General features: G+C 72.3%; 19 protein-coding genes. 8 read left to right on the forward strand and 11 right to left on the reverse strand.

The window, feature by feature from the left end; translation table 11 throughout:
- Positions 1 to 29 precede the first annotated feature (29 nt).
- Positions 30 to 230 carry a hypothetical protein gene (locus ACIQ6Y_RS04100; protein WP_404032559.1) on the forward strand — a complete coding sequence of 67 codons (201 nt, stop codon included), beginning with the start codon at positions 30 to 32 and terminating at the stop codon, positions 228 to 230.
- A gap of 31 nt (positions 231 to 261) precedes the next feature.
- On the opposite strand, the gene ACIQ6Y_RS04105 is transcribed toward ACIQ6Y_RS04100, so the two are convergent.
- The 4 genes from ACIQ6Y_RS04105 to ACIQ6Y_RS04120 form a co-directional block, all read right to left on the reverse strand.
- A complete protein-coding gene (locus ACIQ6Y_RS04105; protein WP_404032561.1) occupies positions 262 to 657 on the reverse strand; it encodes a ribonuclease domain-containing protein in 396 nt (131 codons plus the stop codon).
- A gap of 85 nt (positions 658 to 742) precedes the next feature.
- On the reverse strand, positions 743 to 1,648 hold the full coding sequence (locus tag ACIQ6Y_RS04110) for a DMT family transporter (RefSeq protein WP_404032564.1): 906 nt from the start codon (positions 1,646 to 1,648) through the stop codon (positions 743 to 745).
- A 178-nt stretch (positions 1,649 to 1,826) separates the two neighbouring features.
- A complete protein-coding gene (locus tag ACIQ6Y_RS04115) occupies positions 1,827 to 2,456 on the reverse strand; it encodes a dihydrofolate reductase family protein (protein ID WP_404033691.1) in 630 nt (209 codons plus the stop codon).
- A gap of 87 nt (positions 2,457 to 2,543) precedes the next feature.
- Positions 2,544 to 3,365 (reverse strand): AIM24 family protein, encoded by an 822-nt coding sequence (locus tag ACIQ6Y_RS04120; protein WP_404032566.1) that lies wholly within the window; start codon positions 3,363 to 3,365, stop codon positions 2,544 to 2,546.
- 131 nt (positions 3,366 to 3,496) lie between these two features.
- Here ACIQ6Y_RS04120 and ACIQ6Y_RS04125 point away from each other — a divergent pair, with 131 nt between their 5' ends.
- Positions 3,497 to 4,273, forward strand: a complete 777-nt coding sequence (locus ACIQ6Y_RS04125) for an SDR family oxidoreductase (protein WP_404032569.1) — start codon at positions 3,497 to 3,499, stop codon at positions 4,271 to 4,273.
- Between the two features lie 97 nt (positions 4,274 to 4,370).
- Here the strand turns inward: ACIQ6Y_RS04125 and alc are convergent, their stop codons facing one another.
- Positions 4,371 to 5,486: an allantoicase gene (gene alc, locus ACIQ6Y_RS04130; RefSeq protein ID WP_404032572.1), complete on the reverse strand. Its 1,116-nt coding sequence runs from the start codon at positions 5,484 to 5,486 to the stop codon at positions 4,371 to 4,373.
- A gap of 38 nt (positions 5,487 to 5,524) precedes the next feature.
- Positions 5,525 to 6,862, reverse strand: coding sequence for an allantoinase AllB (gene allB / locus ACIQ6Y_RS04135; protein WP_404032574.1), 1,338 nt, complete (start codon positions 6,860 to 6,862; stop codon positions 5,525 to 5,527).
- Between the two features lie 277 nt (positions 6,863 to 7,139).
- Here allB and ACIQ6Y_RS04140 point away from each other — a divergent pair, with 277 nt between their 5' ends.
- Positions 7,140 to 7,931, forward strand: coding sequence for an IclR family transcriptional regulator (locus tag ACIQ6Y_RS04140; protein WP_404032578.1), 792 nt, complete (start codon positions 7,140 to 7,142; stop codon positions 7,929 to 7,931).
- A 111-nt stretch (positions 7,932 to 8,042) separates the two neighbouring features.
- Here ACIQ6Y_RS04140 and ACIQ6Y_RS04145 read toward each other — a convergent pair whose 3' ends face one another.
- Positions 8,043 to 8,330 carry a DUF5955 family protein gene (locus ACIQ6Y_RS04145; RefSeq protein ID WP_404032581.1) on the reverse strand — a complete coding sequence of 96 codons (288 nt, stop codon included), beginning with the start codon at positions 8,328 to 8,330 and terminating at the stop codon, positions 8,043 to 8,045.
- A gap of 169 nt (positions 8,331 to 8,499) precedes the next feature.
- On the opposite strand from ACIQ6Y_RS04145, the gene ACIQ6Y_RS04150 reads away from it, so the two are divergent.
- The gene (locus ACIQ6Y_RS04150) at positions 8,500 to 9,102 is read left to right on the forward strand and encodes an NTP transferase domain-containing protein (protein WP_404032584.1); all 603 of its coding nucleotides are present in this window, start codon (positions 8,500 to 8,502) and stop codon (positions 9,100 to 9,102) included.
- Positions 9,103 to 9,286: 184 nt separating this feature from the next.
- The gene (gene aceB / locus ACIQ6Y_RS04155; protein WP_404032587.1) at positions 9,287 to 10,909 is read left to right on the forward strand and encodes a malate synthase A; all 1,623 of its coding nucleotides are present in this window, start codon (positions 9,287 to 9,289) and stop codon (positions 10,907 to 10,909) included.
- Here aceB and ACIQ6Y_RS04160 read toward each other — a convergent pair.
- The 3 genes from ACIQ6Y_RS04160 to ACIQ6Y_RS04170 form a co-directional block, all read right to left on the reverse strand.
- Positions 10,899 to 11,192, reverse strand: coding sequence for a SelT/SelW/SelH family protein (locus tag ACIQ6Y_RS04160; RefSeq protein ID WP_404032589.1), 294 nt, complete (start codon positions 11,190 to 11,192; stop codon positions 10,899 to 10,901). The genes aceB and ACIQ6Y_RS04160 overlap by 11 nt on opposite strands.
- The gene (locus ACIQ6Y_RS04165; protein WP_404032592.1) at positions 11,189 to 12,100 is read right to left on the reverse strand and encodes a HipA family kinase; all 912 of its coding nucleotides are present in this window, start codon (positions 12,098 to 12,100) and stop codon (positions 11,189 to 11,191) included. The genes ACIQ6Y_RS04160 and ACIQ6Y_RS04165 overlap by 4 nt, the downstream gene beginning before the upstream one ends.
- Before the next feature lie 76 nt (positions 12,101 to 12,176).
- On the reverse strand, positions 12,177 to 12,611 hold the full coding sequence (locus ACIQ6Y_RS04170) for a hypothetical protein (RefSeq protein ID WP_404032595.1): 435 nt from the start codon (positions 12,609 to 12,611) through the stop codon (positions 12,177 to 12,179).
- A 232-nt stretch (positions 12,612 to 12,843) separates the two neighbouring features.
- On the opposite strand from ACIQ6Y_RS04170, the gene ACIQ6Y_RS04175 reads away from it, so the two are divergent.
- Both ACIQ6Y_RS04175 and ACIQ6Y_RS04180 read left to right on the forward strand, forming a co-directional pair.
- Positions 12,844 to 14,727 carry a galactose oxidase-like domain-containing protein gene (locus ACIQ6Y_RS04175; RefSeq protein ID WP_404032599.1) on the forward strand — a complete coding sequence of 628 codons (1,884 nt, stop codon included), beginning with the start codon at positions 12,844 to 12,846 and terminating at the stop codon, positions 14,725 to 14,727.
- Positions 14,728 to 14,770: 43 nt separating this feature from the next.
- Positions 14,771 to 17,044, forward strand: coding sequence for a Dyp-type peroxidase (locus ACIQ6Y_RS04180; RefSeq protein ID WP_404032602.1), 2,274 nt, complete (start codon positions 14,771 to 14,773; stop codon positions 17,042 to 17,044).
- Between the two features lie 54 nt (positions 17,045 to 17,098).
- On the opposite strand, the gene ACIQ6Y_RS04185 is transcribed toward ACIQ6Y_RS04180, so the two are convergent.
- The gene (locus ACIQ6Y_RS04185) at positions 17,099 to 18,631 is read right to left on the reverse strand and encodes an IucA/IucC family protein (protein WP_404032605.1); all 1,533 of its coding nucleotides are present in this window, start codon (positions 18,629 to 18,631) and stop codon (positions 17,099 to 17,101) included.
- Positions 18,632 to 18,739: 108 nt separating this feature from the next.
- Here ACIQ6Y_RS04185 and ACIQ6Y_RS04190 point away from each other — a divergent pair, with 108 nt between their 5' ends.
- On the forward strand, positions 18,740 to 20,248 hold the full coding sequence (locus tag ACIQ6Y_RS04190; RefSeq protein ID WP_404032608.1) for an IucA/IucC family protein: 1,509 nt from the start codon (positions 18,740 to 18,742) through the stop codon (positions 20,246 to 20,248).
- Positions 20,249 to 20,266: the final 18 nt, after the last annotated feature.

A 20,266-nucleotide genomic window follows, 5' to 3' on the forward strand; every position in this document is an offset into this window, starting at 1 on the left:
GGGGGGTCCGCGGGGCGAGAGTCGGGTGCATGAAACAGGTGCTGGAAGTGCTCGGCTTGCTCGCCCTGGTGCAGGGCGTCCTCGGTCTGCTGCACGAGTGGGTCCACTGGGACGTGGGCCTGGTGCGGCGGCTCGGGTTCCTCGACGGCTACGAGATCTACGCGAGTGTCGCCCTGGTCGTGCTGGCGTTCGCGCTGTTCGCCGCAGCGGAGAGCCGGAAGCCCGGGTGAACGCCACCCGGGCTCCGGCGTCCACGCGTGGTCAGCAGTCGTAGTCGATCAGGTCGAACGCCGCGTAGTGGTCCGCGGTGTAGTAGTCCTCCTGGTAGTCCTGCCCGGTGACGATCCGGCGGGCGCCACGGGTGGAGACGTTGGGGGTCTTCACCGTGTACTCGTGGTAGTAGCCGGTCGTGTGCGAGGGCAGGACTCCCTCGCGGTTGGAGAAGACGGAGCCGTCCTGGGAGTACGGGAAGGGTCCGCCCTGCTCGATCAGGCGCAGGGTGTCGTACGCCTGGGAGGGCAGGTCGCCGTAGCAGATGCTGCCGACCGCTGTGGGGGCGGCGGTGGCGGTGCTGGCGGAGACGGTGCCGCCCAGGAGGACGGCGGACACAAGAGCCGCGGCGGCGCCGAGGCGGGTGATGCGTGGGGGGAATCTCATGACGTCATGATGACGCGCGTAGAGCGTGGCATGTCAATGACAAGTAGGGAGAATTTCCCGGCTCGTCCCCTGAGTTTTCGGGGAGTTAACCTGACGACCGGCGCCCCCACGCCGTCCCCACCAGCACCAGCGCCCCGCCCAGCAGACCGAGCGCGCCGAGCCGTTCGCCGCCGAGGGCGATACCGGCCGCGGCCGCCCACAGCGGCTCGGTGCCGAGCAGCAGGCTGACCCGGGACGGGGAGGTGCGGCGCACGGCCCACATCTGCACGAAGAAGGCGAACAGCGTGCACAGGGCCGACAGGAACAGCAGCCCGGCCCACTCCCGCGCCCCGAAGTCGGCCGCGGTGGCCCACGGGGTGGTGTCCGACCCGGTCGACAGCAGTGCGAACACCACGACCGCGGTGCCGAGTTGGACCGTCGTCAGCGGCAGTGCGCCCGCTTCCTGTACGTGCTTCAGCCGCGCCATGACCAGCACGTGCACGGTCCGCGCGAGGGCGGCGAGCAGCATCAGCAGGTCCCCGGCCGCGGGGCGGGTGAAGCCGCCGCCCTGGGTCAGCAGGACGACGCCGACGACGGAGAGGGCCGCCGCGCCGAGGAAGGCCCGCGCGGGTCGGGTGCGGGTGACGGCGGCCTCGGCGAGCGGGGTGAAGATCATGGTGAGGCTGATGATCAGGCCCGCGTTGGTCGCCGACGTGTGCACGACGCCGTACGTCTCCAGCAGGAAGATGCCGCTCAGGATCAGGCCGAGCAGTCCGGCGCCGCGCCACTGCGCGGGCCCGAGTGCGCGCAGGCCCCGCCAGGAGGCGAGCACCAGCGCCGGCAGGACGAGGGCGAACCTCAACACCAGCACGGCCAGGACCGTGCGCGCGGTGGTGATGTCCTTGGCGGCGAGGTAACTCCCGCCCCAGACGGCCGCGACCAGCAGCAGCGGCAGATCGGTGAGCCAGGCGCGGCGGGGCGCCAGGGGGCGGGGTACGGCGATCGTCGACACGGCGGCTGCGGCTCCCGGTCTCCAGCGGGCGGACGCCCTTCCCGTACCGGCGGGCGGTCGTCCTTCCCGACTCCAGCGAGTGGGCATGCGTGGAGACGGCGGCGGCTCGCACGGGGAGGGTCACCGTACCGGGGCAGGTGATCTTTCGGCCAGGCCTTTCCGGTGGACGGACGCGGCCTCAGGCCTCCTCGGGCAGCGCGTACGAGCCGTACGTCGGGGTCCCCGCGCGGTCATAGGTCTGGATGGTGACGCCCGTCGAGGTGATGCGGCCCGCTGTGTGACGGAAGGCCGTCGGGACGGCGCCCTGCTGGAAGAGGCGGCGGCCGGCGCCGAGGACGACCGGGAAGGTGAGGAGGTGGAGGGTGTCGACGAGGCCGAGGTCGAGGAGGGAGGCGACGAGGGCGCCGCTGCCGTGGATCTGGATCTCGCCGTCCGTGCGCTCCTTCAGGGAGGTGACCTCCTTGGCGAGGTCGCCGCGCAGCACGGTGGTGCCGGCCCAGCCGGGGTCGTCGGCGAGCGTCGAGGACACGACGTACTTCGGCAGGCTGTTGAGCGGGCCCGCGATCGGGTCGGCCGGGTCGGTCATCTTCGGCCAGTAGGAGGCGAAGATGTCGTAGGTGTGGCGGCCGAGGAGGAACGCGGCCGGGCGGCTGAAGACCTCGGTGACGAAGCCGCCGAAGTCGTCGTCGCCGTAGGGGACGGTCCAGCCGCCCTGTTCGAAGCCGTCGCGGGTGTCCTCCTCGGGGCCGCCGGGCGCCTGGTAGACGCCGTCGAGGGTGACGAAGATCTGAGAGACGAGCGTGCCCATGGCGAGCGCCTTCTTCCGGGTGCGGGGTCTGCTGTTCATCAGGGCAGACCCCGCCGGCGCCCGCAACTCATCGGCCGCTCGCGCCCCTCACCCCGCGTTCGTCGAGAAGAGGCCTCCCGTCGGGCCCTGCTTGTCCCCGCCCTGGGCCTTCTTCAGGGCGTTGGCCAGGCCCTCGATGGTGAGGGACTGCAGGATCACCCGGCCGTTGCCCTCGAGCGTGGCCAGGGACAGGCCCTCGCCGCCCAGCACGGCGTTCATCACGCCCTGGCGGTTGAGGCCGCCCACGCGCTGGACGCCGTACTGGATGCCCTCCTCGAAGGCGACGACGCAGCCGGTGTCGACCTCGATCCGGCCGCCGAAGTCGGCGGGGTTGAGGTCGATGAAGTTGCCCGCGCCGGCGATGATCACGGTGCCGCGGCCGGTGAACTTCTCCAGGATGAAGCCCTCGCCGCCCTTCATGCCGGTGCGGCCGCCCTGGAAGGCGATGCCGAAGTCGACGGTCGACTCGGCGGCGACGAAGGCGTCCTTCTCGGCGAACCACGCGCGCGTGCCGTCCAGCTCCAGGGCCCGCATCTCGCCCGGGAGCACGCCCGCGAAGGCGACCGTGCCCTCGCCGCTCTGCGAGGTGAAGTACTGGAACGCCAGGGACTCGCCCGCCAGGACGCGCTGGCCGACCTGCATGGCGGTGCCCATCGCCTGGCGCAGCAGGCCGCCCATGCCTCCGGAGGTGCCCGAGCCGCCGCTCTGCTGCCCCGTCTCGTTCGACGGGCCCGTCAGGCGGGTCTCCATCGTCACGTTCGACGTCTTGAACAGGAACTTGCCCGCCTCGCAGTACACGGTCTGGCCCGGGGCGAGGTTCACGACCGCCATCTGCATGGCGTTGCCGACGATTTCTTGCTGAAGAGTCACGTGGGGAGAACGCGCCGCCGGATGCGCGAGTTCCGCGCCCCTCGGACTCTCTGAGGTCGGGCGACGTGCCCCCTGGAGTCGATGTCCGATCGCCGCCAGCCTTCCTGGCCTCGGGCCGCTGAGATGGACGTATGACAACGACGAACGAAGCACCCCTGACCAGCACCGACGCCCCTCTGAACGGCAAGGTGGCCCTGGTCACCGGCGGCAGCCGGGGCATCGGTGCGGCGACCGCGCTGCGGCTGGCCCGGGCCGGGGCCGATGTGGCGCTGACCTATGTGAACGGCAAGGACGCGGCGGACGACGTCGTACGGGCGATCGAGGCGCTGGGGCGCCGGGCGGTGGCGCTGCGCGCGGACGCCGGGGACGCGGCGGAGGCGGCCGGGGCCGTGCACGCGGCGGCCGACGCCCTGGGCCGGTTCGACGTGCTGGTGAACAACGCGGGCCTGGGCGTCCTCGGGCCGCTGGCCGACCTCGGCCTCGCCGATGTGGACCGGGTCCTCGCGGTGAATGTGCGCGGGGTGTTCCTGGCCTGTCAGGCGGCCGCCGCGCGGATGCCGGACGGCGGGCGGATCATCACCATCGGCACCTGCATGACCCAGCGGGTGCCGGGGCCCGGCGGAACGCTGTACACGACCGGCAAGGCGGCCCTGACCGGTCTCACCAAGGCGCTCGCGCGCGAGCTCGGTCCGCGCCGGATCACCGCGAACGTGGTGCACCCCGGTCCCACCGACACGGACATGAACCCGGCCGACGGCCCCTACGCGGCCGGGCAGGCCGCCATGACCGCGCTCGGCCGCTTCGGTACCGCCGACGAGGTGGCGGCGATGGTGACCTACCTGGCCGGGCCCGACGCCGCGTACGTCACGGGCGCCGAGTTCTCCGTCGACGGCGGCCACGCCGCGTGAGCCACCCGGCGCGGATGCACGGAGAACGGAGGCCCTGAAAAGAGGCGGGGCGCACCAGTGCTGTCCAGGCCGGTGCGCCCCGCAGTCAGCCGCGGACTCAGCCGCCAAGCTCCTGGTGGCGGGCCGCCAGGGCGTTCGTGCCGGAGTCCGTCAGGGAGCCGAACAGGCGCAGGCGGGAGATGCCGCCGTCCGGGAAGATGTCCACGCGCGCGTGCGTGCCGACGGCAGGGGCCGGCAGGACGAAGCGGTGGTTGGTGTCGGGCTGGAGGCGGGTGCGCGGGACGACCTCGGTCCACTCTCCGTCCTCGCCGTCCTTGACGGAGACGGACGCCCAGCCGGCGCTGTTGCCCTTCAGGTAGGCCGTGTCGATCTCGACGGCCCGGATCTGCGACTGGGCGACCAGGCGGTAGCGGATCCAGTCGTTGCCCTGGTCGCGGCGGCGCCGGGTCTCCCAGCCGTCGTCCATCTTGCGGGAGCGGCCCGGCTGGATGGTGTTGGTGGCCGGCGAGTAGAAGAGGTTGGAGGCGTCCTCGACCTGGCCGCCGTTCTCCAGCGCGACCACGTCGAAGGTGCCCAGCACCGACAGCCAGGCGGGGTCGGGCACGACCTCGCCGTACACGCGCAGGCGGGCGATGCCGCCGTCGGGGTGCTGGTTGACCCGCAGGTGGGTGAAGCGCTGCTCCGCGGAGACGGCGAAGCCGTTGGCCGCGTGGCCGCCGACCGCGGTGCGCGGAACGAGCGTCGTCCACTTGACGTCGTCGCCCAGCAGCTCCTCCGGCGAGGGGGAACCCGCTACCGACGTGCCCTCGACCGACACCGCCTGCGGGTAGTTGCCGCGGAAGTGGGCGGTGTCGACGACGATGCCGCGGATCACGCCGGGCGCGCCGAGCCGGACCAGCGCCCAGTCGTGGTCCTCGGCGGTCGGCCACGGGTGCTCGGCGGAGACACCGCGGCGGCGCCGGGTCTCCCAGCCGTCCATGATCTTGCCCTTGTGGCCGAAGTGCTCCGGGTCGAACTCGGCGCGCTCCGGCACCAGCAGGTTCTCCCGCTGGGCGAAGAACTCGTCGTTGGCGGCGATGACCCCGGCCCCGAGCTGCCGGTCGGCGAGGTTCGCGTACTGGGTGAAGGGGAAGTCGGCGGTGCGGTAGTCCGCGTACGGGTCGCCGCCTCCGTAGGGGTTCGCGTCGCCGGTGAAGCTGGGTATCGCCGTCACAGTGATCAGGTCTGCCTTTCGAAGCTCGATGGGTGGGTTCAGTGGGCGCGGGTGAGGAGGCGGCCCTTCGGCTCGGTGAACTCGCCGTCGGCGACGATGCGCTCGCCCCGCAGCCAGGTGGACTTCACGACGCCGTACAGCGTCTTCCCGGCGTACGCGGTGACGCGGTTGCGGTGCTGGAGGGCGGCCGGGTCGACGGTGAAGGTCTCGTCCGGGGCGAGGACGGCGAAGTCGGCGTCCCGGCCGGCCTCGATGGCGCCCTTCTGCGTCAGACCCGCCAGTTCGGAGGTGCGCGCGGACATCCAGCGGACCACATCCTCCAGGCCGTACCCGCGCTCGCGGGCCTCGGTCCATACGGCGGCCAGGCTGAGCTGGAGGCCGGAGATGCCGCCCCAGGCGGTGGCGAAGTCCTCGGTCTTCAGGTCGACCGTGGAGGGCGAGTGGTCGGTGACCACGCAGTCGATGGTGCCGTCGGCGAGGGCCTGCCACAGCAGGTCCCGGTTGGCGGCCTCGCGGATGGGCGGGCAGCACTTGAACTCGCTCGCGCCGTCGGGGACTTCCTCGGCGGTCAGGGTGAGGTAGTGCGGGCAGGTCTCGACCGTGATGCGGACGCCCTCGGCCCTGGCCTCGGCGATCAGCGGCAGCGCGTCGGAGGAGGACAGGTGCAGGACGTGCACGCGCGCGTTCAGCCGCTTCGCCTGGGCGATCAGCTGGGCGATGGCGGTGTCCTCGGCGTCGCGCGGCCGGCTGGCGAGGAAGTCGGCGTACTTGGGGCCGCCGTGCTGCGGGGCCGCCGCCAGGTGGTGCGGGTCCTCGGCGTGCACGATCAGCAGTCCGTCGAAGGAGGCGATCTCCGCGAGGGACTGGGCGAGCTGGTCCTGGTCCAGGTGCGGGAACTCCTCCACGCCGGACGGCGACAGGAACGCCTTGAAGCCGAAGACGCCGGACTCGTGCAGCGGGCGCAGGTCCTTGACGTTGTCGGGCAGGGCGCCGCCCCAGAAGCCGACGTCGATGTGCGCCTTCTCCCGGGCCACGTCCTGCTTCACCCGCAGGTTCTCCACGGTCGTGGTCGGGGGCAGGGAGTTGAGCGGCATGTCGATCAGGGTGGTGATGCCGCCGGCCGCCGCCGCGCGCGTGGCGGTCCAGAAGCCCTCCCACTCGGTGCGCCCGGGGTCGTTGACGTGCACGTGCGTGTCGACCAGGCCGGGCAGCAGGACGTGGTCGCCGAGGTCCTCCAGCCGGGCACCGGCCGGTACGGGCGCGTCGTACGGCAGTACGGCGGTGATCTGGCCGTCGGCCACCGCGACGGACGCCGCGCGCGTCCCCTCGGGCGTGATGACGCGCGTCGAGCGCAGCACCAGTTCAGCGTCGGACACCCGGACCCCTCTCTGCCGCGTCGGATCCCGTACGCGTTCACATCGGCGTAACGGAATTCAACGTTCTGTTGAAGCTGCTGTTGAGGGAGTCTTCACTCCCGCCAGAGCGTCGTCAAGAGCACACTTCTCCACAGTGCACCCGCAAGCGCGCCTTCTGGACGTTTCCACAAAGCGGAAATACAATTCCGTCACGCAGAACGTAGCTACGCACAAGCGGGGAGTCAACCGACTGCCGGGTAGGCTTCTGCCCTCCCGCCAGCCCCGAAAGGAACGCGCCGTGCCGACGTCCAGCGCCAGCACCACCGACTCCGCCAAATCCGCCACCGGCGGGGTCCAGTCCCTCGAGCGCGCCTTCGACCTCCTGGAGCGGATGGCGGACGCCGGCGGTGAGGTCGGGCTGAGCGAGCTCTCGGCCAGCAGCGGGCTGCCGCTGCCGACCATTCACCGCCTCATGCGCACCCTCGTGGCCTGCGGATACGTCCGTCAGCAGTCGAACCGCCGGTACGCGCTCGGGCCGCGGCTCATCCGCCTCGGGGAGTCGGCGTCCCGGCTGCTCGGCACATGGGCCCGGCCCTACCTCGCCCGGCTGGTCGAGGAGACCGGCGAGACGGCGAACATGGCCCTGCTGGACGGCGACGAGATCGTGTACGTGGCGCAGGTGCCGTCCAAGCACTCCATGCGGATGTTCACCGAGGTCGGGCGCCGGGTGCTGCCGCACTCCACCGGCGTGGGCAAGGCGCTGCTGGCGTACACGCCGGCGGAGGAGGTGCGGGCGCTGCTGGCCCGTACCGGGATGCCTGCCGCGACGGAGAAGACCATCACCACGCCCGAGGGGTTCCTCGCCGCGCTGGAGGATGTGCGGCGGATGGGGTACGCCGTGGACGACAACGAGCAGGAGATCGGGGTGCGGTGCCTCGCGGTGTCCGTGCCGGACTCTCCCACCGCGGCGGCCATCTCCATCTCCGGGCCCGCGGGGCGGGTGACCGAGGAGGTCACCGAGCGGATCGTGCCGGTGCTGCAGCAGGTCGCCGCCGAGCTGTCCCAGGCGCTTGTGAGTTCCGGGGCCTGATTTTTCGCCCTCTGCAGGGGGTACTGCTGCGCGATCGCGGCTACCGGTGATTCGTGGCTGCTCGCGCCCACGCGGCGGAGCCGCATATCGATACAGCTCCGCGCCCCTGGGTCAGCCCCCCGAAGGCCCCCCGAACAGTTCCACCGCGTCCCTGACCTCCGCCAGGCCCCTCGCCAACGCGCTCACCGAGCCGATCGCGCCCGCGATCAGCAGCAGGGAGCCGCGCATGCGGGGGATCTCGGGGATGCCGTACGTCGTCATCGCGGCCAGAGCGGCCAGTTCGTCCTCGGCGATGGCGCGGTCGGGGAAGTCGGCCGGGTGGGCGGCCAGTTCGCGGCGCAGGCGGGACACCGCTGTCCGCAGGCCCGTCACCCTGGGGTCCTCGCCGCTACCGGTCACCGGTCTCTGCCCTAAGCTCCGCAACACAGTCCTCCCCCTCGCCCGCCCCGGCTCCCGCCGGTTCGCGGGTCAGTAAACGCCACCCTGTGCGCGGTCCGCCAGCGATGGACGCGAATTTCCGCCCTGCCGGGCGCCCCGGGATTGACGTGGCGTCAGGTATGCAGGACGTATGAGCGAACCGATCGAGGACCCCGTCGCCGGACTCGTGCTCGCCGCCGGTGGCGGACGCCGGCTCGGCGGGCGCCCCAAGGCCCTGCTGGTGCATCGCGGGCGGCCTCTGGTGGAGCACGCCGTCGCGGCGCTGCGCGCGGCCGGCTGCACGCGCGTGCACGTGGTGCTGGGAGCGAGCGCCGACGTCGTACGCGAGCGCGCGGAGCTCTCCGGGTGCGTGCTGGTGGAGAACCCGGGGTGGGAGCAGGGCATGGGTTCGTCCCTGCGGGCCGGGCTGGAGTCGCTCGGCGCCACCGGGGCGCGGGCCGCCCTCGTCACGCTCGTCGACCAGCCGGGGATCGGCGCCGCCGCGATGGCCCGGGTGCGGGCCGCCCACCGCGACGAGGACTCGCTCGTCGCGGCCTCCTACGGCGGCGTGCGCGGGCATCCCGTGCTGTTCGGGGCCGCGCACTGGGCCGGCATCGCGCAGAGCGCCTCCGGCGACCAGGGGGCCCGCGCCTACCTGCGGGAACACGCGCGGGAGGTCACGCTGGTGGAGTGCTCCGACGTGGCCGAGGCCTATGACATCGACACCGAGGCGGACCTGGGCCACCTTGAGTGAACGGGGTGGCACCCTGCGCCACCTTGCCTCGACTCAGAGAATCTCGACATCAACAAACCATTGAAGTTCCACGATGAGGAAACTACTATCCACTGCTCAGAAGCACTCGACCGCACAGCGGGTGCGAATTCTCCTATTCGTCCCTCCAGGCACCCGGTGCCACCGCTGAAGGAAGTGACCGCTCATGTCCGCACCAGCGCCGTCTCCGCTGGCCATCGTCGATGCCGAGCCCCTGCCCCGGCAGGAGGAGGTCCTCACCGATGCGGCGCTCGCCTTCGTGGCCGAGCTGCACCGACGGTTCACGCCGCGGCGTGACGAGCTCCTCGCCCGCCGAGCGGAGCGCCGCGCCGAGATCGCCCGCACCTCCACGCTCGACTTCCTCCCGGAGACCGCCGCGATCCGCGCGGACGACTCCTGGAAGGTGGCCCCGGCCCCCGCCGCCCTGAACGACCGCCGGGTCGAGATCACCGGCCCCACCGACCGCAAGATGACCATCAACGCGCTCAACTCGGGCGCCAAGGTCTGGCTCGCGGACTTCGAGGACGCCTCCGCGCCCACCTGGGAGAACGTCGTCACCGGTCAGCTCAACCTGATCGACGCCTACACGCGGAACATCGACTTCACCGACGCGAAGTCCGGCAAGTCGTACTCCCTGAAGGCTCCCGAGGAGCTGGCCACGGTCGTCATGCGGCCCCGCGGCTGGCACCTGAACGAGCGCCACCTCCAGGTCGACGGACGCCCGGTCCCCGGCGCCTTCGTCGACTTCGGCCTGTACTTCTTCCACAACGCCCGGCGCCTGCTGGACCTCGGCAAGGGCCCGTACTTCTATCTGCCGAAGACCGAGTCGCACCTGGAGGCCCGCCTCTGGAACGACGTGTTCGTCTTCGCGCAGGACTACGTCGGCATCCCGCAGGGCACCGTCCGCGCCACCGTGCTGATCGAGACGATCACGGCGGCGTACGAGATGGAGGAGATCCTCTACGAACTGCGCGACCACGCCGCGGGGTTGAACGCGGGCCGCTGGGACTACCTGTTCTCCATCGTGAAGAACTTCCGTGACGGCGGCGCCAAGTTCGTGCTGCCCGACCGCAACGCGGTGACGATGACGGCCCCGTTCATGCGCGCGTACACCGAACTCCTCGTGCGCACCTGCCACAAGCGCGGCGCGCACGCCATCGGCGGCATGGCGGCGTTCATCCCCTCCCGCCGCGACGCCGAGGTCAACAAGGTCGCCTTCGAGAAGGTCCGCGCCGACAAGGACCGGGAGGCCGGCGACGGCTTCGACGGCTCCTGGGTCGCCCACCCCGACCTGGTCCCGATCGCCATGGAGTCCTTCGACAAGGTGCTCGGCGACAAGCCGAACCAGAAGGACCGGCTGCGCGAGGACGTCCGGGTCGAGGCGGAGGACCTCATCGCGATCGACTCGCTCGACGCCAAGCCGACGTACAACGGCCTGGTCAACGCCGTGCAGGTGGGCATCCGTTACATCGAGGCCTGGCTGCGCGGCCTCGGCGCGGTCGCGATCTTCAACCTGATGGAGGACGCGGCCACCGCCGAGATCTCCCGCTCGCAGATCTGGCAGTGGATCAACGCGGGCGTCGAGTTCGAGAACGGCGAGCAGGCCACGCCCGAGCTGGCCCGCAAGGTCGCCGCCGAGGAGCTGGCGAACATCCGCGCGGAGATCGGCGAGGAGGCCTTCGCGGCCGGCCACTGGCAGCAGGCGCACGACCTGCTCCTGGAGGTCTCCCTCGACGACGACTACGCGGACTTCCTGACGCTGCCCGCGTACGAGCAGCTCAAGGGCTGACGTCCCCCTTCGGGAGCCTCTCCGAGTGGCCCAGGGTCTTTCCCGGGGCCACTCGGTCGCGTACGGCCCGCTTCACCGCCGTCGGCTCGGGGAAGCCGTGCTCGCGGCGGTCCCAGACCACCTCGTCGCCCACCCGCACGACGAACACCCCGCCCGTGCCGGGCTTGAGCGCCAGCTCGTCCAGCTCGGCCTCGAAGGTGGTCAGCAGCTCCTGCGCCAGCCAGGCCGCGCGCGGCAGCCAGCGGCACTGGGTGCAGTACTCGATCTCGACACGGCCACTCATCCGAGGTGCACCGACCAATCCTGTTCGGCCGCGGGCTTGCCGTGCAGGTCGGGGACCTGCTTGAGCCACGCGGGGCGTCCTCGCTGATTCTTCGCGGCCCGCTGCGCGTCCTCGGCGGCGAGCTCCTCCCGGCTGGGGAAGTCGGTGGGCAGCCACTGCCGCGACGCCCGCACGCGCGCGTGGAGGTAGGCCACATACGCCTCGCGCGCCGCGTCGGGCGTGGCGAACTCGCCGTCCGCGAGCCAGGCGTCCGGCACCTCGGCGACGATCCCCCGCAGCAGCTCCTCGGTCACCTTCGGCGCGAGTTCGGCGTCGGCGGCGCGCACGTCGGGGCCGTAGTGGCCGAGGGCGTGATGGCGGAAGTCGTACACCTTGGCGGGGTCCACGCCGTCCCAGCGGTGGTGGAAGACGAGGGCGGCCCCGTGGTCGATGAGCCACAGCCTCGGCGGTACGGTGCCCAGCGTCGGCCAGACCATCAGGTTGGAGCTGTGGACCGTACGGTCGACGTTGACGGTCAGCGCGTCCAGCCAGACGATCCGGCCCGCCTCCAGCGGGTCCACGGGGAAGACCTTCGCGATCTCGGGCGTGAAGTCGCGCGCGCCCGGCAGATGGTCCATGCCGAGGTTGACCCCCGCGCTGGCCCCGTGCAGCTCGCGCACCTCCTGATGCGGCTCGTGCGCGGCGACGGCCGGGTCGAAGTGCACCAGCACCAGCTCGGGGAACCGCAGCCCGAGGGCCCGGGCCAGCTCCCCGACGATCACCTCGGCGACCAGCGCCTTGCGGCCCTGCGCGGAGCCGGTGAACTTCACGACGTATGTGCCCAGGTCGTCGGCCTCCACTACTGCGGGCACGGAGCCGCCCGACCGCAGGGGGGTCACGTATCGAACAGCAGTCACATCGCGCAGCACACCGGCCAGGGTAGTTCAGCGCCGCGGGGCCGCCGGTGCGGGAGGCGGCACCGGCGGCCCCGCGGCGCGCGGGCGGTCACATGCCGTGCGTCGGCATGTCCTGGGTGCACACGACGTGGATGACCAGATCGGCGGGTTCGATCCGCGTGGGCGTGCGGTCGGAGTAGGGGCGCGGGTGCTGCGGCTCCACGTACTGGCCCTTGCGTACGGCGACGATCCAGCCGTTCGCGTTGTCGTTGGGGCGGCTCTCGAGGAGGTCGGCGGGTTCCTGGATGAGGCGGCCGTCCTTGCCGGCCCTGATGGTGAAGCCACCGCTGTAGGCGTTGAAGGGCGCGGGGCAGACCAGCTGGTGGGGGCGGCCGTCGGCGCCGCCGCGGATCACCTTGCCGGTGATGTGGATCGGCGGCTGGGGCGGGTCCGCCACGGCCAGGGCGGTGGCCGGGGTGACGCAGGTGCCGAGCAGGGTCACCGTGGCCGCGGCGGCCGCGAGTACGGCCGGAGTCGTGCGCATGGCAGGGGTCCTCCTTGGAGCGGGGACAGGGAAGTGGGGCCATTGCTAGCAGCGCGGCGATCGAGGTCCCGCCGGACACGCAGGGTGAAACCCCAACGGGCCATGCCGAATCGTTCCGCTCGGACACCAGCTCCGAAATAGCTACGGTGTGTGATCTACTCGCCCCATTCAGTCACCCTGAGTGGTCACCCGGCGCTGTCCGGGTGGCTGCCATGCGCTCTTAAGGAGCCTGATGTCCCGCAGAGGGAGATGGGCACTCGCGGTCGGCTGTGCCGCGATCGCACTGTCCGCCACCGCGCCCGCCGGCGCCTCCGTCCCGTCCGCCCGCTCGAAGCCGTCCCCGGCCTACGAGTCGCCCGTCCGGCCGGGCGGGCTCCGCATCACCGACGAACAGGTCCGCGCGGAGGTCCGACCCGCCGAGGTCGAGGCCCTCGGCCAGAAGGCCGCCGAACAGCTGGCCCGCGACCGCATCGGCATGCAGGCCATGGACCACGGCTATCCGCAGCCCATGCGGACCCGCAGCTTCAACCGGCACACCGCGACGCAGAAAGAGATCAACGCGGCGTTCGACCCCGCCAGTTGGGGCAAGTTCACCGAGTACTTCCCCAGCCCCGACTTCGGTGACCACGTCGCCCTGCTGCCCACCGGCAAGGTCCTGCTGTTCTCCTTCGAGCCCGTCGAGGACAGCCCGAACAAGGAAACCGCACCCACCATGGTCACCGGCGGGCGGAACGCCGGGCGCGCCTACGTCTGGGACCCGGAGGAGGGCACCAAGGCCTCCGCCTTCAAGGCCGTGCCGCCGCCCGTCGTCGACATGGACGACGGCACGAACGAGCCCCGTCCCGCGCCGGTCTTCTGCGCCGGGCACTCCTACCTGCCCAACGGCATGGTGGGCATCTTCGGCGGCAACCTCGGCGGCAACAACGGCACCGGCGCGCACCTGGCCCTGGTCTTCGACCCGTGGAAGGAGACCTGGCTCCAGCAGCAGGACATGGGCGAGGGCCGCTGGTACCCCAGCGTGGTCACCGGCGCCGACGGCCGGCAGTTCATCACCTCCGGCCACGGCGACATCGGCTGGGGCGTCCTGTCCAAGTCGATCGAACGCTTCCCGGCCAAGGGCACGCCCGTCTCCCTCGACCCGGAGACCAAGCCCCGCGGCCAGGCGCTCGACAAGTGGCCCGTCAAGGCCGAGTTCACGGTCGACTACCCGCACCTGTTCTCGCTGCGCGACGGCCTGATCTACGGCTTCGGGCGCAACTACGACGAGCAGTACGTCTTCGACCCGCAGGCGGAGACCAGCCGCAAGCTGCCCAACCGCCCCGACGGCGGCATGCGCAACTACGGCTCCGCCGTCGCCCTGCCCAACGGCACCGACGGCCCGGACTCCGTGCTGATCCTCGGCGGCAACCGCAACGACCCCAACACCTACAAGTTCTCCGGCGGGCGCTGGACCAAGGACACCCCGCGCGCCTTCGGCCGCACCCAGGACGACACGCTCATCCTTCCCGACGGCAAGCTGTTCACCGTCAACGGCGGCTACGACATCCGCGACTACGGCAACGGGCCGTACAACCCCAACGCCGACGAGAAGTACCGGCAGATCGAGCTGCGCGACGACAGCGGGCAGTGGCACCTGGGCCCGGTCCAGCGGCTGCCGCGCGCCTACCACTCCAACGCAGTGCTGCTGCCCGACGGCCGCATCATGATCACCGGCGACGAGCTCCAGCAGATCGCCAACGACCCGGACATCAAGTCCGACATGAACGGCACCATCGAGATCTACGAGCCGGCGTACCTGCACCAGGGCGACCGGCCGACGCTGTCCGGCGTGCCGACGGGCCCGCAGGGCTACGCCGCGAACCTGCGCGTCAGCACCAGCACCCCGGAGCGGGTCAGCCGGGCCGTCCTGATGGCCCCCATCACCTCCACCCACTCGGTGGACACCAGCCAGCGGCGGCTCGAACTGCCCATCACCAGCCGGGCCGGCAACAAGCTCGTGCTGCGCACTCCGGCCTCGGCCAATGAAGCGCCCCCCGGCTACTACCTGCTCTTCCTGCTCGACGAGCAGGGCGTGCCCAGCACGGCCCAGTGGGTGCAGCTGCGCCCCGGCGCCTGACCCCACCTCTCCCCAGTCCGTCCCGACACCCTCAGGGAGACACATGCCCGCTCAGCTCACGCTGCGCGACAGCACCGAGATCCAGGGCGACATCCTGGCCGGTTTCAAGAAGGACAACATGTCCTTGCTCCTCCTCCAGTTCGGCGACGTCACCGCCGCCCGCTCCTGGCTGGAGGACATCGTCCCGCAGATCGCCACCACCCAGCAGGTCGCCGACTTCAACCGCCGGTTCAGCGAGGCCCGGCGCAACTCGATGGGCGACGACCCCAAGCACCTCAAGGCCACCTGGCTGGGTCTCGCGCTCACCCATCCCGGAATCCAGTTCTTCACCGGCAAGGAGAAGGTCTTCGACTCCGTCCCCGGCGGGAGCACGGTCGAGGCGTTCGTCCAGGGCGCGTCCGACCGGGCGCTGGCCCTGGGCGACACCGACGACAGCGACCCGAAGAACTGGCTCTTCGGCTACGACCATTCCCGCGTCGTCCACGCCGTCCTGACGATCGCCTCCGACACGGAGGAGGACCTCAGGAACGAGCAGGCCCGGCAGCGTGAGGCCGCCTCCCGCGCCGGGGCGGTCGTGGTCTTCCAGCAGGACGGGGCCACGCTGCCCGGCGACGCCGCCGGCAAGGAGCACTTCGGCTTCAAGGACGGCGTCAGCGAGCCGGGCGTGCGGGGCTTCGAGGAGGAGGACCCGGCCCGCCCCGGCTATGTGCTGGGCAGCCCCGGGACCCGGCTGATCTCCGCCGACAAGTTCGTCGTCGACGCCCATGGCGACGGCGTACGGCCCGCCGGCGTCCCGCCCTGGATGCGCAACGGCTCCTTCCAGGTCTTCCGCCGCCTCCACCAGGACGTGCCCGGCTGGTGGGCGCAGGTCGCCGCCGAGCTCAAGCGGCTCAAGGCGGCCAAGGCGGTCGACGAGAAGACCTCCCAGGAGTGGCTCGCCGCCCGTCTGGTGGGCCGCTGGCCGTCCGGCGCGTCCATCGCCAACTGCCCGATGAAGCCGACCGGGAAGCCGGAGCCCGCGCCGGACAACGACATCACGTTCAAGGACGACCCCGACGGTCTGGTCACCCCGCTCTTCTCCCACCTGCGCAAGACCAACCCGCGCGACGGTCTGGTCGACGGGGGCGAGCTCGTCGACGAGAAGTTCATGGACGAGCGGCGCATGATCCGCCGCGGCATCCCCTACGGCCGGCCCTTCAACCCCACCCAGGGCGAAGGGGGCGGCGCGGACGACCCCCGGGGGCTCGTCTTCGTCTGCTACCAGGCCGACCTGGTACGGCAGTTCGAGTTCGTCCAGGCCGACTGGGTCAACGACCCCGACTTCCCGCACGGCCGCCCGCACCGGCCCGGCCCGGACCCGATGGTGAGCGGGCAGCTGACCGACGTGAACGACGGCCAGGTCAGCTTCGAGAGCCGCAACGCGGCGGGCGAGCGGCAGACCACCACGCTCGGCTTCCGGCCCTTCGTGCGGACCGAGGGCGCGGTGTACGCCTTCAGCCCCTCCCTCAGCACCCTGCGGGGTCTCGCGCAGGGTCGCCTGGAGGGCGAGGGGTCGGTGACGCCCGTGCCGGATCCCCAGGCGCGGCCCGTCGACGCGGTACTCCCCCACCCCGAGCACCCGGGCCGGTACCTCGCCTTCCAGGGCGGCAAGGTCGTCCCGCTCACCTCCTCCGTCGGCGGCGGGGACGCCACCCTCGCGCTCGACCGTTCGGGCGGGCAGCCGCTGTCCTTCTGGGACGACCTGCACGACATCAAGCGCGTCGACGCCACCTGGCCGGTCCCGGACCGGCAGGAGGTCAACGGGGAGTCCGGCCACTGGCTGTTCTTCACCGGCGAGGACGGCAGTCAGTGTTACCGCCATGTTCTTGTGGACCGGCAGGAGCCCCCGCGGATCAGGACGGACGGCAACCGGGCGAGGCCACTGAGCCAGTGGAGCTCGTTCGCCGCCGCACCCGACCCGGTCACGCACGTCGACGCGGTGCTGCCGATCCCCGACAAACAGCCCGGCGGTGACGGCCGGTACTACTACTGGCTGTTCCACACCACGCCCACGGGCCAGCGGTACCGGATCATCTCCCTGCAGGCCGGGGGTTACCGGGACCGCCGCGAGACCGACGACAGCGGTCTCGGCGTGTGGACGTCCCTGGCCGGGGTGGAGCACGTCGACGCTGTCCAGCCCGTCCCGGGCCGGCAGCCGGGCAGTGCCCAGAACTGGTACTGGGTCTTCCACAAGGGCCAATACCGGGTGATCAGTGTCGCCGACGGCTCGGCGCACGCCGACGCCGTGGTCCAGCAGGACCGCCCGCTCACGGGCTGACCCGCCCCGTCACAAGGCCCCCGGAACCCACGCCGGGGGCCTTGTCGTGCCCGCTCACCCACCGGTCAACGGGTTGGGCAGAGGCCGGTAGCGGGCGTCGGCCCCGTCCGCGCCGGTCCACCGCAGGAGGAGGTTCGTCTTGCCGGGCAGGGTGGGGGCCGTGAGCAGGGCGCGGGCCTCGGGCAGGTCGTGGCGGGACAGCTCGTGGCGTACGGCGGGCCAGGGGTCGAGGCCGGGGTGGCGCTCGGCGAGGAGGTCGGCCAGTTCCATGAGGTGGTTGACGACCAGGCAGTACACCAGCCGCTCCCAGCCGGCCGCCCGCTCCACGTCGGACAGCAGCTTGACGCCCTCGGCGTCGCGGAACAGGGCCTGCACGGGAAGACCCTCGCTGTCGACCGCGACGAGGGTGTTCTGCAGGTGTGCCTCCAGGACGACGCCGTGGTCGGCGAACGCCGACAGCGCCGGGGGCACGACCGCCCGCAGATAGGCCTCCCACCAGGCGGCCGGGTCCACGGCGCGGCCCGGCGGGCTGCCCTCGAAGCCCTCCACCAGGCCGGCCGCGAGCAGCGGGGTCGCGCCGGGCAGGAGCCGGCCGGTGAAGCCGTCGCGGACCAGGACGGCCAGCTCCTCGAAGGCGAAGCGGGCGGTGCGGTAGCCGCGGTCGCCGAGCCAGGCGGCGCCGTGCGGGGACCGGGCGAAGGCGCGGGCGGCCGCCTCGTCCGTGCGGCGCAGTTTCAGCAGGTCGTGCCTCCACAGCCGGCGGATGTCGTTGGTGATGCGCACGTCCAGGCTGAACTTCAGGAACAGGTCGTGCTCGGGGGTGTACAGCGTGCGGATCGCGGCCGTCGGCCACAGCGGGAAGCCGGTCGTGCCGAGCCGGATCAGCCGGCCGTCGGCGAAGGCGGGCGCCAGCTCGCGGGCGGTGAGGTCGAGCTGCCAGGGGTGCGCGGGCAGCAGCCGGTAGCCGGGCGGGGCCTCTCCCAGCGCGTCCAGCGCCGTGGTGTCGCCCTCCTCCATGACCTCGTCCTCGCGCAGCCCGAGCAGCACCACGGGGAAACGGGCGTAGGCCTCCGGGGCGTACGGCAGCCAGGCCGCCGCGGGGGCGCCGCCGCGCGCCTTGGGGGCCGGGTGGTGCGGGTGGCCGGTGACCAGGGACTGCTCGGAGCGCAGGTAGAGGTCGTCCGGCGGGGTGGCCCGCGCACGTGCGGCGAGCAGCGCGGCGACCGCGTCGCGGCTGTCGGCCATCTCGGCCGGCAGTTCGTGGTTGGAGCGGCCGGTGTGCCGGGTCAGCTCCTCGGCGACGAGCTTCACCAGCCCGGAGTGGTCGAGCCGCTGCCAGCCGCCGCGGGTGCGCACCTCGGGGTCGGCGGGCCGCCGGGTGCCGCGCACCCGCAGCAGGCGGTCCACGCCGGGCAGCCGGTACACGGACCACCCGTCGGCGTCCTCCCGCGGCAGCGGCCGGGCCACCTCCCGCAGCAGGCAGTTCAGCAGCGGCGCGGCCGCGCAGGCGTCGGCTCGCGCGCTGACGTCGTCGCTGTGTGCGGCGTCGTCGCCGGCGGGCTGGGGCAGGAGGTCCACGCGTTCCACTCGTTCCCTACGGTGCTGTTCGGGCGGGGACGATCAGTATCGCTGCCGTCACGCCCCGCCGCGGACCGTCGTACGCTCACCTCTCCAGGTACCCGAGGAGCCCGAACCGTGCACCGACCCCCCACCGCCGGGGCCGCCGAGACCGCGACGGCCGCCGAGCTGGCCGCCGTACGCCCCGGTCTGCTGCCCCGGTTCACCGCCGAACTGCCCGGTGCCCGTGCGGCGGTGCTCACCCGGCTGTGGCGCGCGCTCACCCATGAACCGCTGCCGTGGCTGGAGCGCCGCGGGCCGGGCACTCTGCGGGTGCGCGACGGCCGCGTGCTCAGCGGTCCGGCGCCGGACCCGTACGCGACGGACGCGTACGTCACCGTCGTCACGCTGGACGGCGTGTCGTACGACGATCCGGCGCGGCTGATGACGGCGCTCGGCGTGCCGCACGGCAGCTCGCTGGCCGTCGAACTGGACCACAGTGCGGTGTCGTTGGCGTTGTCGCGGGCGAACCAGCCCCCTGTTCAGGCGGCGTGGCCGGTGAGCGACTGGGCGTGGGAGCGGCGGGTCGTGGACGGGCATCCGTATCACCCCAACTGTCGTTCCCGGCCCGGCTTCTCGGTGGCCGACCAGCTCGCCTACGCGCCGGAGCACGCGCCCGAGGTGCGGCTGGGGCTGATGCCGGTGCCGGCCGGGGACTGTCTGGTGTCCGGTGACTGGCCCGCCGAACTGCGCGACGGGGAGCGGCTACTGCTCCCGGTGCATCCCTGGCAGGCGACGCACGTGCTGAAGCAGCCGGGTGAGCCGGGGCCCCTCGCGCGGCCGTTGATGTCGTTGCGCACGCTGGAGCTGCTGCCCGGCGGGCTGCACGTCAAGACGTCGCTGAGCGCCCGGCTGACGTCCTCGGTGCGGGACATCTCGGTCGGCTCGATCGCCGCCTCGGCGGTGCTGTCGTCCTTCGGCGAGGCTCTCGCGGCGCGCACCGAGGGCCTGCTGCATGTCACCCGCACCCTGGGCGCGGCGACGGCCGACTCCCCCGACCTCGCGGCGATGCTGCGCGAGTCGCCGCGGGCGTACGCGGGGCCCGGCGAGCACGTGGTGCCGGTGGCGGCCCTGCCCACGACGGAGCTGCCCCGCGACCCGGCGTGGCTGGCCGGCTTCGCGCGGCTGGCGCTCGGGGTCGGGCTGCGGCTGCTGGAGCTGGGCGTCGCGCTGGAGGCGCACGGGCAGAACCTGCTGGTCGTGCTGTCGGCGGACGGCCTTCCGCTGCGGCTGGTCTACCGGGACCTGGCCGACATCAGGGTGAGCCCGGCGCGGCTGGCCGCCCACGGCGTCCCGCTGCCCGCGGGCATGCCGGAGCGGATCCTGACCGACGATGTGACGGCGCTGCGCCGCAAGCTGTTCGGCTCGCTGGTGGCGGGTGCGCTGGCGGGGACGGCGGGTTCCGGGCGGGCGCTGGGGGCGGCGCTGGCGGCGGCCGTACCGGATCTGCCGCGCGGCCCGGACCTCGCCGCGCTGACGGACGAGCCGCTGCCCACGAAGGCGCTGACGCTGATGCGGCTGTCGCCGGGGACGCCGGGCGACCAGTGGACGGTGCTGCCCAATCCGTTGGCGCACACCCCGCTTTGAAGACCGGCGCCCCCGCTC

This window comes from Streptomyces sp. NPDC096205 (genome assembly GCF_044763135.1).
In the GTDB taxonomy this organism is placed as follows: Bacteria; Actinomycetota; Actinomycetes; order Streptomycetales; family Streptomycetaceae; genus Streptomyces.

Bases quoted from the DNA above. Each gene is read 5' to 3' on its own strand.
- ACIQ6Y_RS04160 (WP_404032589.1), bottom strand. From the start codon at position 11,192: ATGAGTGGCCGTGTCGAGATCGAGTACTGCACCCAGTGCCGCTGGCTG.
- ACIQ6Y_RS04100 (WP_404032559.1), top strand. From the start codon at position 30: ATGAAACAGGTGCTGGAAGTGCTCGGCTTGCTCGCCCTGGTGCAGGGC.
- ACIQ6Y_RS04105 (WP_404032561.1), bottom strand. From the start codon at position 657: ATGAGATTCCCCCCACGCATCACCCGCCTCGGCGCCGCCGCGGCTCTT.
- ACIQ6Y_RS04170 (WP_404032595.1), bottom strand. From the start codon at position 12,611: ATGCGCACGACTCCGGCCGTACTCGCGGCCGCCGCGGCCACGGTGACC.
- ACIQ6Y_RS04150 (WP_404032584.1), top strand. From the start codon at position 8,500: ATGAGCGAACCGATCGAGGACCCCGTCGCCGGACTCGTGCTCGCCGCC.
- ACIQ6Y_RS04115 (WP_404033691.1), bottom strand. From the start codon at position 2,456: ATGGGCACGCTCGTCTCTCAGATCTTCGTCACCCTCGACGGCGTCTAC.
- ACIQ6Y_RS04175 (WP_404032599.1), top strand. From the start codon at position 12,844: ATGTCCCGCAGAGGGAGATGGGCACTCGCGGTCGGCTGTGCCGCGATC.
- aceB (WP_404032587.1), top strand. From the start codon at position 9,287: ATGTCCGCACCAGCGCCGTCTCCGCTGGCCATCGTCGATGCCGAGCCC.
- ACIQ6Y_RS04125 (WP_404032569.1), top strand. From the start codon at position 3,497: ATGACAACGACGAACGAAGCACCCCTGACCAGCACCGACGCCCCTCTG.
- ACIQ6Y_RS04180 (WP_404032602.1), top strand. From the start codon at position 14,771: ATGCCCGCTCAGCTCACGCTGCGCGACAGCACCGAGATCCAGGGCGAC.